The sequence below is a fragment of the Sphingomonas sp. FUKUSWIS1 genome, assembly GCF_000733135.1.
In the GTDB taxonomy this organism is placed as follows: Bacteria; Pseudomonadota; Alphaproteobacteria; order Sphingomonadales; family Sphingomonadaceae; genus Sphingomonas; species Sphingomonas aerolata.
The window spans coordinates 8,560-20,535 of sequence record NZ_JPJC01000161.1 but is presented as its reverse complement, the minus strand read 5'-3'; the positions used below and the strand labels follow the sequence as shown (position 1 = coordinate 20,535).

9 protein-coding genes and 1 pseudogene are annotated in these 11,976 nt (G+C 66.5%); 1 reads left to right on the top strand and 9 read right to left on the bottom strand.

Going from position 1 to position 11,976, the window contains the following annotated elements; translation table 11 throughout:
- From sphsw_RS10345 to sphsw_RS10315, 7 genes and pseudogenes are all read right to left on the bottom strand, one after another.
- Positions 1 to 318: pseudogene (locus sphsw_RS10345) on the bottom strand (alpha-D-glucose phosphate-specific phosphoglucomutase); the annotation flags it as partial.
- On the bottom strand, positions 315 to 1,760 hold the full coding sequence (glgA, locus tag sphsw_RS10340) for a glycogen synthase GlgA (RefSeq protein ID WP_031440552.1): 1,446 nt from the start codon (positions 1,758 to 1,760) through the stop codon (positions 315 to 317). The gene glgA and the pseudogene sphsw_RS10345, both read right to left, overlap by 4 nt.
- 43 nt (positions 1,761 to 1,803) lie before the next feature.
- Positions 1,804 to 3,066, bottom strand: coding sequence for a glucose-1-phosphate adenylyltransferase (glgC, locus tag sphsw_RS10335; RefSeq protein WP_031396272.1), 1,263 nt, complete (start codon positions 3,064 to 3,066; stop codon positions 1,804 to 1,806).
- Between the two features lie 59 nt (positions 3,067 to 3,125).
- On the bottom strand, positions 3,126 to 5,288 hold the full coding sequence (gene glgB, locus sphsw_RS10330; protein ID WP_031440551.1) for a 1,4-alpha-glucan branching protein GlgB: 2,163 nt from the start codon (positions 5,286 to 5,288) through the stop codon (positions 3,126 to 3,128).
- Positions 5,285 to 7,711: a glycogen/starch/alpha-glucan phosphorylase gene (locus tag sphsw_RS10325; protein WP_200874029.1), complete on the bottom strand. Its 2,427-nt coding sequence runs from the start codon at positions 7,709 to 7,711 to the stop codon at positions 5,285 to 5,287. Before sphsw_RS10325 ends, glgB begins: the two co-directional genes overlap by 4 nt.
- Positions 7,712 to 7,841: 130 nt before the next feature.
- Complete coding sequence (locus tag sphsw_RS10320) at positions 7,842 to 9,149, bottom strand: Nramp family divalent metal transporter (RefSeq protein ID WP_031440549.1); 1,308 nt, start codon at positions 9,147 to 9,149, stop codon at positions 7,842 to 7,844.
- 169 nt (positions 9,150 to 9,318) lie between these two features.
- Positions 9,319 to 9,942, bottom strand: a complete 624-nt coding sequence (locus tag sphsw_RS10315; RefSeq protein ID WP_031440548.1) for a DNA-3-methyladenine glycosylase family protein — start codon at positions 9,940 to 9,942, stop codon at positions 9,319 to 9,321.
- A 72-nt stretch (positions 9,943 to 10,014) separates the two neighbouring features.
- Here sphsw_RS10315 and sphsw_RS10310 point away from each other — a divergent pair, with 72 nt between their 5' ends.
- Positions 10,015 to 10,332: a 2Fe-2S iron-sulfur cluster-binding protein gene (locus sphsw_RS10310; RefSeq protein ID WP_031396278.1), complete on the top strand. Its 318-nt coding sequence runs from the start codon at positions 10,015 to 10,017 to the stop codon at positions 10,330 to 10,332.
- 115 nt (positions 10,333 to 10,447) lie between these two features.
- Here the strand turns inward: sphsw_RS10310 and rlmB are convergent, their stop codons facing one another.
- Positions 10,448 to 11,194, bottom strand: coding sequence for a 23S rRNA (guanosine(2251)-2'-O)-methyltransferase RlmB (rlmB, locus tag sphsw_RS10305; protein WP_031440547.1), 747 nt, complete (start codon positions 11,192 to 11,194; stop codon positions 10,448 to 10,450).
- Positions 11,195 to 11,215: 21 nt separating this feature from the next.
- Positions 11,216 to 11,976 (bottom strand): M20/M25/M40 family metallo-hydrolase (locus tag sphsw_RS10300; RefSeq protein ID WP_031440546.1); only part of this gene is annotated, 761 nt, incomplete at its 5' end.

Below are 11,976 nucleotides of genomic sequence, written 5' to 3'. Positions count from 1 at the left end.
CCCGCCGATCGCGCCACGTTTGCGGATCATGTGGCTGGCGGCGGGCGTCGACAGGATGCCGCCACGCCCGACGATCACGCGGCCAAAGCCGTTCGCGGCGGCCATGCGGATTGCGACCTGGATCACCTCGCGGTTGAGAAAGCGGCCGTCGCCACCAATCACCAACGTCGCGCCGGCCTTGTCCTCGACCACGTCGAACACCGACTGGACGAAGTTTTCAGCATAATTGGCCTGCTGGAAGACCTTCACCTTCTTGCGCAGACCCGATGTGCCCGGCTTCTGGTCGGTATAGGGCGTGCTAGTAACGGTACGGATCATGTAGGCTCCACAAGGCTCGAATACAGGGTCGCATAACGCCGGCCACTCTCGTCCCACGAGAAGTCCGCGCGCATCGCATTGCGCTGCAACATGGCCCAGCGATCGGGGCGTGCATAGAGCGCGATCGTTCGGCGCAGCGCATGGCTGAGCGCTTCGGGCGTGATGCCGTCATGCTGGATACCGGTTGCGACGCCCGCGGCGACCGCCGCCTCGTTCGCGTCGATCACCGTGTCGGCCAGCCCGCCGGTGCGCGCGACGACGGGGATGCAGCCATAGGCCAGCCCGTAAAGCTGAGTCAGGCCGCAGGGTTCGAACCGCGACGGGATCAGGATCGCATCGGCACCCGCCTGAAGCAGATGAGAGACCGGCTCGTCATAGCCGATGCGAACGCCGACCCGGCCCGGATGCCGCTCGGCGGCGGCGAGAAAGGCGTGTTCCAGCCCGCTATCGCCCGACCCGAGCAGTGCGAGCCGGCCGCCGAGCGCCACCAGCTCGTCGATCGCCGCGACGAGGACGTCCATGCCCTTTTGCCAGGTGAGCCGGCTGATGACGGTGAAGATCGGGCCGTCGCCGGTGTCGAGGCCGTACAGCGTCTCGACCGCGCGCTTGTTGATGCGGCGGCGGGTGAGCGTGCGCGCGGTGTAGCGCGACGGCAGCGCGGCATCGGTGGCGGGGTTCCAGACCGCGGGATCGATGCCGTTGACGATGCCCGTCAGCCGATCGGCACGAACGTTGATCAGCCCTTCGAGCCCCATGCCGAATTCGCCGCGACGGATCTCGGCGGCATAGGTCGGGCTGACCGTGGTGATCGCATCGGCAGCCTCGAGCCCGGCCTTCAGGAAACCGACGCCGCCATAATATTCGATCCCGTCGAGCGCGAATGCCGCATCGGGCAGCGCGAGGTCGGCGAAGATTTCTGCGCCATAGCGGCCCTGGAACGCGATATTGTGGATCGTGACGATCGTCTTCGCCGGCGCGCCCGGACCGGGGGCGTAGCGCAGATAGGCAGGCGCCATCGCCGCCTGCCAGTCATGCGCGTGGAGGATGTCGAACTGCTGGCCGTCGACAACGCCCGAGGCGAGATCGGCGGCGGCCCGGCTGAACGCTGCAAAGCGCAGCCAGTTGTCGACCCAGTCGGCGCCGGTCGTGTCGCCATACGGACCGCCGCCGCGCGCAAACAGGCCGGGGGCGTCGAGGATCAGCCGCGGATGGTCGCCGATGCTCGCCGCGAGGATCCGCGCCTCGACGCCGAGCAGGTCGGTGTAGCTGTGGATGACCTTTGCCGTCCGCATGACCGCAGCGAGCGCGGGATAGCCGGGAAGGAAGGTCGTCATCGCGACGCCGTGATGCGCGAGCGCCGCCGGCAGCGCGCCGACGACATCCGCAAGGCCACCGGTCTTGATCAACGGATAGGCTTCTGACGCTACCGAGAGAACACGCATCAGCCGGGCCCCTGTCCTGATCGAGAAAGCGTCGTATACACCCTCACGCGATCAGCCGGTCGATCATGGATTTGGTTACGAGCACCACGCCGCTGTCGGTGCGGCGGAAACGCTGCGCGTCGAGTTCGGCATCCTCGCCGACGACGAGGCCGTCGGGGATGACGACGCCGCGATCGACCACGACTTTCGACAGGCGCGCACCACGGCCGATCTCGCAATGTGGCAGGATCACCGCCTGGTCGAGCATCGAATAGCTGTGCGCGCGCGTGCCCGTGAAGATCAGGCTGCGGTGGATCGACGAGCCCGAGATGATGCAGTCGCCCGAAACCAGGCTCGACACCGCTTCGCCGCGGCGTCCGTCATCGGCATGGACGAACTTGGCGGGCGGGGTGACCTCCGAATAGGTCCAGAGCGGCCAGCTGCGGTCGTAGAGGTCGAGCTTGGGCACCACGTCGGTGAGGTCGATATTGGCCTCCCAATAGGCGTCGACCGTGCCGACGTCGCGCCAATAGGCCTCGACCTCGCTGCCCGAGCGGACGCAGCTGTCGGAGAAGCGATGTGCGACCGCCTTGCCGTGCTTGACGAGGTAGGGGATGATGTCCTTGCCGAAATCGCGTGCGGATCCCGGCGTCTCCGCATCGCGGCGCAGTTCGTCGAACAGCAGTTTGGTGTGGAAGACGTAGATCCCCATCGACGCCAGCGCGATGTCCGGGTTGCCCGGGATCGCGGGCGGATCGGCCGGCTTCTCGACGAACGCGGTGACATTGTCATGCTCGTCGACCGCCATCACGCCGAAGCCGACCGCCTCCATCCGCGGCACTTCGAGGCAGGCGATCGTGACGTCCGCACCGGTCTCGCAATGCTGTTGCAGGATCAGCTCGTAATCCATCTTGTAGATGTGATCGCCGGCCAGGATGACCATGTATTCGGGCGCGTGGCTCTCGATGATGTCGATATTCTGGTAGACCGCGTCGGCGGTGCCCTCATACCATTGGAACTCGCTGATCCGCTGCGACGCGGGCAGGATGTCGAAGCTCTCATTGCGTTCGGAGCGCAGGAAGTTCCAGCCGCTCTGAAGATGGCGGATCAGCGAATGCGCCTTGTACTGAGTCGCGACGCCGATCCGGCGAATGCCCGAGTTGATCGCATTCGACAGCGCGAAATCGATGATCCGCGCCTTGCCGCCGAAATACACCGCGGGTTTTGCGCGGGTATCGGTCAGTTCCATCAACCGACTGCCGCGACCACCGGCCAGCACATACGCCATTGCGTCGCGCGCCAGTGGCTGTCCCCGCCGTTCAACCATGTCCGTCTCTCCCTAATCGTCCGCCGTATAACGCCCCGTTACCCGCGGCTTGTTCCGTCTCAGCCCTCAAACTCGAGCATGATCGTCGCGAGCGGGGGCAAGGTGACCCACGCCGCGCCGTCCTCCGCGACCACGCCGCCGAGATTGCCGAGCCCGCTGCCCCAATATTCATGCGCGTCGCTGTTGATGATCTCGCACCAGCGACCGTCGAGTGGCAGCGGGATGCGGTAGGGCGCGCGTGCGATCGGCGTCATGTTGGCGATGACGGCGACGGGCTTCGCGCCAGGTGCCTTGCGCAGCCAGGCGAAGACCGAATTGGCGGCGTCGTCGGCGATCAGCCATTCGAAACCCTCGGCCTCGCAATCGCGCGCATGGAGCGCGGGCTTGTCGCGATAGACTATGTTGAGGTCGCGGACGAGGTTGCGGATGCCCTCATGGCTGCGGCTGTTGCGCAGGCACCAGTCGAGCGCGCGGCCTTCGGACCATTCGCGGCGCTGCGCAAACTCCTGCCCCATGAAGAGCAGCTTCTTGCCCGGATAGCCCCACATGAACGCGTAATAGGCGCGCAGATTGGCGAATTGCTGCCAGTCGTCGCCGGGCATCTTGGTCAGCAGCGAGCCCTTGCCGTGGACGACCTCGTCATGGCTGAGCGGCAGGACGAAATTCTCGCTGAACGCATAGACCAGGCCGAAATTGATCTCGCCGTGATGATGCTTCCGGTGCAGCGGATCACGCGCCATGTACTGGAGGGTGTCGTGCATGAAGCCCATGTTCCACTTGAACCCGAAGCCCAGGCCACCGCTCTTGCCGTCGTCGCCGACGGGAGCGGAGACGCCCGGCCAGGAGGTCGATTCTTCGGCGATCGTGAAGGTGCCGGGATGCTGCCCGTACACCGCGCGGTTCATGTCGCGCAGGAACGCGACCGCTTCCCAGTTCTCGCGCCCGCCGGTGTCGTTGGGGATCCATTCGCCCGCCTCGCGCGAATAATCGCGGTACAGCATCGACGCGACCGCATCCACGCGAAGCCCGTCGATATGATAGCGCTCGGCCCAGAACAGCGCGTTGTTGACGAGGAAGGACGACACCTCGCGCCGCCCGAAATTGTAGATCGCGGTGTTCCAGTCGGGGTGGAAGCCGAGCCGCGGGTCTTCATGTTCGTAGAGCGCGGTACCGTCGAAATGCGCGAGCCCGAACGCGTCGGTCGGGAAGTGCGCAGGCACCCAGTCGAGCAGCACGCCGATCCCCGCCAGATGCGCACCGTCGACGAACCGCGCGAACCCCTCGACATCGCCGAACCGCGCGGACGGCGCATAGAGCCCCGTGGTCTGATAGCCCCAGCTGGGATCATAGGGGTGTTCGCTGATCGGCATGAACTCGATGTGCGTGAAGCCCATCTCGACCACATACGGGATCAGCCGGTCGGCGAGCGCATCCCAGGTCAGGAACCAGCCCTCGGCATCGCGGTCCCACGATCCGGCATGCACCTCGTAGATGCTGATCGGCACGCGGCGCGGATCGACCGAGGCCCAGTGTTTGCGGTGGCTCGTATCCGCCCATTCGTGCGCGAGCGTGCGGGTGATCGACGCGGTCGCGGGACGCAGTTCGCTGGCAAAGGCGAAGGGATCGGCCTTCAGCGGCTGGAGCCGGCCATCGGGACCGACGATCTCGTATTTATAGGCGCGATATTCGGCGATGTCGGGGATGAAGATCTCCCAGACGCCGACGTCGCCGCGCCTGCGCATCGCGTGGCGGCGGCCATCCCAGTCGTTGAAGTCGCCGACCACCGAGACGCGCTGCGCATTGGGGGCCCAGAGCGCGAAATGCACGCCCGGCGCGCCTTCGTGCTCGATCAGGTGCGCGCCCAACTTGTCATGGAGGCGGTGGTGATTGCCCTCCGCCATCAGCAGGTCGTCGATCGGGCCGAGCACCGGGCCGAAGCTGTACGGGTCGGTCACCCACCAGTCCGTGCCGCCGCCCTCGGCGTGATATTTCACCGGCTGCGGATCGCCGTCGATCGGCCCTTCGAACAGGCCGCGATCGTCGATCCGGGGGAGCGTGCCGAGCGTCTTGCCGTCGAGCGCATGCGCCTCAGCGGTCGTCGCACCCGGCAGCCACGCGCGCGCGAACGTGCCGCCGGGGCCGGCATGCACGCCGAGCAGCGAGAAGGGATCGTGGTGACGCCCCTCCAGCAGGGCAACGATGGCGCCTTCGGGTGGCTTCACATTACCGTCCAGATATCGCGGGCATATTCACGGATCGTCCGGTCCGACGAGAACCAGCCCACGCGCGCGACGTTGCGCACGGTCGAGGCGACCCACGCGTCGCGATCGTTCCAGCGCGTGTCGACGCTGCGCTGCGCGGTGGCATAGCTGTCGAAATCAGCGGCGAGCATGAACCAGTCGCCCTCGTACAGCCCGCCCATCAGCCCAGCGTAGCGCTGACGATCATCGGGCGAGAACACGCCCGAGGCGATCGCCGAGACCGCCTGGCAGAGCTCGTTCGACCCGTCGATCACGCTGCGCGGATCATAGCCCGATGCGCGCTTCGCTTCGACCTCGTCCGCGGTCATCCCGAAGATGAAGATGTTGTCGTCGCCGACCCGGTCCTTGATCTCGATATTCGCGCCGTCGAGCGTGCCGATCGTCAGCGCGCCGTTCATTGCGAACTTCATGTTGCCGGTGCCCGACGCCTCGAGACCCGCGGTCGAGATCTGTTCGCTGAGATCGGCGGCGGGGATGATCTGCTCCGCGAGCGACACATTATAGTTGGGCAGGAACGCGACCTTGAGCAGTCCGCCCACCGACGGATCAGAATTGATCCGCCGCGCGACGTCGTTCGCCAGTTTGATGACGAGTTTCGCATTGTGATAGCTCGATGCCGCCTTACCCGCGAACAGCTTCACGCGGGGCGTCCAGTCGCGTTCGGGATGGCTGCGGATCTGGTCGTACAGCGCGACCGTCTCGATGATGTTGAGCAGCTGACGCTTGTATTCGTGAATGCGCTTGATCTGCACGTCGAACAGCGCGTCGGGGTCTATGCGCAGCCCCAAGCTGTCCTTGATATGATTTGCCAGTGCCACCTTGTTCGAACGCTTCACCGCCCAAAACCGCTCCCTGAACGCGGGATCGTCGGCAAAAACATCGAGATCGATCAGCCGTTCGGCATCATCGAGGAAGCCGTCGCCGATCGCGTCGCGGATCAGCGTGGTGAGGCCCGGGTTGCACTGTTGAAGCCAGCGGCGTGGGGTGATCCCGTTGGTCTTGTTGTTGATCCGTGTCGGATAGAGGCGGTGAAGATCCGCGAAGACCGTCTTCTTCATCAGCTGCGTATGCAGCGCCGCGACGCCGTTGACGCTGTGCGATCCGGCAAAGGCGAGATTGGCCATTCGCACGCGCCGCTCGCCACCCTCGTCGATCAGGCTGATCGCGGCGATCGCGCGGTCGTCTATCCCTGTGACCCCGCGTGCCTCGCGCAGCAGCCTTGCGTTGATCGCGTAGACGATCTGCATGTGGCGCGGCAGCAGGCGCTCGAACAGCGGCAGCGGCCAGCTCTCCAGCGCCTCGGGCAGCAGCGTGTGGTTGGTGTAGCCGAAGGTCGCGCGCGTGATCTTCCACGCCTCGTCGAACGCAAATTCGTGATGGTCGATCAGCAGCCGCATCAGCTCGGCGACCGACACCGCCGGGTGCGTGTCGTTCAGCTGAATCGCAGCCTTGTCGGGCAGCGTGCGGATGTCGCCGAAATACTGGATGTGGCGACGGACGATGTCCTGGATCGAAGCGGACGAGAAGAAATACTCCTGCCGCAGCCGCAGCTCCTGCCCCGCGGCGGTCGAGTCGTTGGGATAGAGCACGCGCGTGAGTGTCTCGGCGCGGAGCTGGTCCGCGAGCGCACCGGAAAAGTCGCCCGCGTTGAACCGGTCGAGCTTGATCGGATCGAACGCGCGCGCGGTCCACAGCCGCAGCGTGTTGACGTGTTCGCCGCGCCAGCCGACGACGGGGGTGTCGACCGCCATCGCCTCGACCGCCTCGGCGGGACTCCAGTGAACCTGGCCGCTGTCGGTCGCGATCACCTCGCCGCCGAAGCCGATGAAATAGGCGCTCTCGCGGCGTTCGAACTCCCAGGGATTGCCGTGCGCGAGCCAGCTTTCGGGCATCTCGACCTGCCAGCCATCGTCGATCCGCTGGCGGAACATGCCGTTCACATAGCGGATGCCATAGCCGTAAGCGGGCAGCGCGAGGCTCGCCATGCTTTCCATGAAGCACGCCGCCAGCCGCCCGAGCCCGCCATTGCCGAGTGCCGCGTCGGGCTCGATCTCCTCGAGCGCGGCAAGGTCGACGCCGTGCAGCGCGAGCGCCCGCGATACCTCGCCGCTGCGTTGCAGGTTCGTCACCGCATCGCGCAAGAGCCGGCCGATCAGGAATTCGAGGCTGAGATAATAGACCCGCTTGGCACCCGCCGCATGCGCCGCCTTGGTCGACGCCATCCAGCGTTCGACGATGTCGTTGCGCACGGTGAGGATCGTTGCCGCGAGCCAGTCGTGCGGAAGCGCGGCCTGCGCATCCTTGCCGATCCGGTGGACGAGCGTGTCGAGGATCGAATCGGCCAGCGTCTGGACGGAGCGCTGCAGGGCGGGGTTTGCGGTCACGCGAATTCCGGATCTCGTTGTCGTCACCGGTGATCCTAGCCGCGCGGACACCTTTGTCACGCGGACTTGCGAGGTCGCGGGACGCGATCGGCCAGTTAGCCGTACATCCCCTGATCCATGTCAGTTTATCTCAGAGCATGCCGATCAGCAGCGTCGCGTTGAGGCCGATAATGACCGCGGCGATGACCCAGGCGAGCGTTTTCAGCCAGACCGGGCTGACCAGGGATCCCATGATTCGCGCGTCCCCGGTGAACTTGACGAGCGGCACGACCGCAAAGGGGAGCTGCAGGCTCAGCACGACCTGGCTCAGCACCAGCAGCCGGGTCGCGCCCGCATCGCCCGCGGCGCCGACCACGAACACCGCGGGGATAATCGCGAGCAGCCGCGTCACCAGCCGGCGTAACCAAACGGGCATGCGCAGGTCGAGGAAGCCCTCCATCACGATCTGGCCGGCGAGCGTGCCCGTCACCGTCGAATTCTGGCCCGAGGCGAGCAGCGCGACTGCGAACACGACGCTCGCAGCCCCCATGCCGAGCATCGGCGCGAGCAGCGCATGCGCCTGGTCGATATCGGCGACGTCGGTGCGCCCGGCGACGTGGAAGGTCGCAGCCGCGAGGATCAGGATCGCGGCGTTGATGAAGAAGGCGAGGCCGAGCGCGATCGTGCCGTCGATCGTCGCCATCGTCACCGCGTCGCGCTTGCCCGCCTCGGTCGCCGCGAACGCGCGCGTCTGGACGATCGACGAGTGGAGATAGAGGTTGTGCGGCATCACCGTCGCGCCGAGGATGCCGATCGCGATGTAGAGCATCGCCGGATTGGTGACGATCTCGGTCGTCGGCACCAGCCCGCCGAGGACGCCTGCCATGTCGGGCCGTGCAAGGAACAGCTCGAAGATGAAGCAGCCGGCTATGATCACCAGCAGCGCGACGATGAACGCCTCGAGCTTGCGGAAGCCGAAGCGTTGCAGCGCGAGGATCAGGAACACGTCGAGCGCTGTCAGCACGACACCCCAGACCAGCGGCAGCCCGAACAGCAGTTTGAGCGCGATCGCGGTGCCGAGCACTTCGGCCAGATCGCAGGCGATGATCGCGATCTCGCACAGGAACCAGAGCACGACCGAAACGCGCTTCGAATAATGCGCGCGGCAGGCCTGGGCGAGGTCGAGCCCGGCGACGATGCCGAGCCGTGCGGACAAGGCCTGGAGGACCATCGCCATCAGGTTGGACAGCAATACGACCGACAGGAGGGTGTAGCCAAACGCCGAGCCGCCGGCGATGTCGGTCGCCCAGTTGCCTGGATCCATATAGCCGACCGCGACGAGATAGCCCGGCCCGACGAACGCGAACAGCCGCCGCCAGAACGGCGCGCCTTCGGGGATCGCGACGGTGCGATAGCTGTCGGACAGCGAATGGGCGAGGGCGGAGCTGGGCGGCGGCATCGCGGGTGCTTTGCCGGATGGGAGCGGAGGGGACAAGCAGTTCGGGTGGCAGGCGGATATCGGGCGGGCGGCGCATGGCTCTTTTTGCTCCCGTCATCCTGACTTTCGTCAGGATGACGGGAGGGGCGAGTGGGGTCTCGCGGGCATGGCCTCGCTTGAGCGGCCGCGCTCAGATCACCTTCATGTCAGCCTGGTAATGGTGCCAGAGGAAGATCGCCGCCGCGCCGCGGTGCGGGCGCCAGGCTTCGGCGAGTTCGCGAGTCATCTTCTCGCTCGGGCGGGCGTCGTGGCCGAGGATGCGGCCGATCTCGATCTGGACCGCGAGGTCGCCCGCGGGCCAGATGTCGGTGCGGCCCTCGGCGAACAGCAGGTAGATCTCCGCCGACCAGCGGCCGATTCCCTTGACCCGGACCAGCGCGGCGATCGCCTCCTCGTCGTCGGCGGGCAGGTTCGTCAGGTCGAGGCGGCCGCTCGTCACCTCGTCGGCGAGGCTGCGGGCATAGCCGAGTTTCTGCCGCGACAGCCCCGCGCTGCGCAGCGTCTCGTCGCTGGCGGCGGCGATGTTGGCGGGGTCCGCGGCACCGCCGACGAGCGCGTCGAGCTTGTTCCAGACCGATTGCGCGGAGGCGACGCTGACCTGCTGGCCGAGGATCGTGCGAAGCAAGGTCGCGAAGCCGCGCTCGCTGATCCGCGGGGCAGGGTGGCCCTTGTTCGCGACCGCCACCGCGAAGGCGGGTTCGATCGCACACAGCGCGGTCATGGCAGCCTGCAACTGGTCGGCGTTCAGGCCCATGACGCGAACCTTGCAGCTTGATCGGGGCGGCGGCGCGCGGCATGGACCGCGCACGGTTTTTCGGAGGACAGCATGCCCAAGCTTATCGTCGTGACGCGGGACGGGGAAGAACGCGAGCTCATGGGCGAAACGGGTCTTTCGGTCATGGAAGTGATCCGCGACGCCGGGATCGACGAGATCCTCGCTTTGTGCGGCGGCTGCTGCTCCTGCGCCACCTGCCACGTCCATGTCGACCCGGAATTTGCGGCCAAACTCAAGCCGATGAGCGAGGACGAGAACGACCTGCTCGATTCGACCAGCGACCGCGACGACTATTCGCGACTGTCGTGCCAGATCGACATGACCGACGCGCTCGACGGGCTGAAGGTCCGGATCGCCGCCGAGGATTGATCTGGTCCCTTGGGACGGGCGGTTGGGGCGGGGGTTTCGATCCCCACGCCCCTCACCCTTCCCACCGCTGCGCGGCGGGCCCTTTCCCTCTCCCCCGGGGGAGAGGGGGAGATAGTTAGCGCGTCGTCACCGCGTAGAGTGCGATCGCCGCGGCGTTCGAGACGTTGAGGCTCTCGACCTTTTCCGAGATGGGGAGCTTGGCGAGTTCGTCGCAGTGATCCTCGGTGTTCTTGCGCATGCCTTCGCCCTCGGCACCGAGCACGATCGCGACGCGCTGCGTGCCCATCGCCTCGGACAACGTCTGCGTCGCATGGCCCGTGAGGCCGATCCGCCAGAACCCGGCTTCGGCGATTTCCTCGAGCGCGCGGGCGAGATTGACCACGCGGATCCACGGCACCGTCTCGAGCGCACCCGACGCGGCACGGGCGATCGTGCCCGATTCGGGCGGCGCGTTGCGGTCGGGGGTGACGATGCCGAGCGCATCGAACGCCGCCGCCGAGCGCAGGATCGCGCCGACATTGTGCGGATCGGTCACGCCGTCGAGGATGACGAGCGGACGGTTGTCGTCCTTGCCATGCTCGAGCAGGTCGGCGAGCCACATGTCTTCGAGCGGCTCGACCTCGATCACCACGCCCTGATGCGGGGCGTCGCCCGGCACCAGCCGCGCGAGATCGGTGGCCTCGGCGAAGGTCACCGGCACGGCCGCGGGCAGATCGAACCCGGCCAGCGCCTCGCGCGTGCCCATGATCTTGCGCACCGTGCGTTCGGGATTGGCGAGCGCTGCGCCCACCGCATGCTTGCCCCAGAAGCGCGGACGCCCCGCGGGGGCCTTGCTCGGCCGATGGCCCTTGCGTGCTGCCATCAGAGCGCTCCCGTCATCATATCAGTCATCGTCATCGCTATATCCATAAGGGTCGGTCACCACCGGCTTGGTCGGCAGTGGCGTGCGTGGCAGCGCCTTGTCCGCATTCGCCGCGCTGAGCAACACCGATGCGAGCACGATCGACGCCTGGCGCATGTCCTCGGCCTTCAGGTGATCGAAGGTGTCGGCCGACGTATGATGGATCCGGCTGCCATAATCGAGCGGATCCTGGATGAACTGGAACCCCGGCACGCCGACCTGTTGCAGGAAGACGTGATCGGTGCCGCCGGTCGGCCGCAGGACGACGTTCGATGCGCCCATCGACGCGAACGGGCTGAGCCAGTCGCGAAAGATCGGCACGACCGCGGGGTTGGTCTCGGCATAGAGCCCGCGCAATTTGCCCGAGCCATTGTCGATGTTGAAATAGGCGGCGAGGTCGGCATGACCCGGCAGCGGGGTGATCGGCCATTTCTGCGAAAAGCCGTAATAGCTCTGCATCCCGGTCTGCGGCGGGTCGTTGGGGCTGCCGCGTGTCGCCAGATGGCGGGTGACATAGGCCATCGAACCGAGAATGCCCTGCTCCTCGCCCGACCAGAGCGCGAACCGGATCGTCCGCTTCGGGCGGACGCCGGTTGCGGCCAGGATCCGTGCGGCCTCCATGATCATCGCCGAGCCCGCCGCATTGTCGGCCGCGCCGTCCGCGGCGACCCAGCTGTCGAGATGCGCGCCCGCCATGACATAGCCGGCCTTCGGATCGGTCCCGGGAATGTCGGCGATGATGT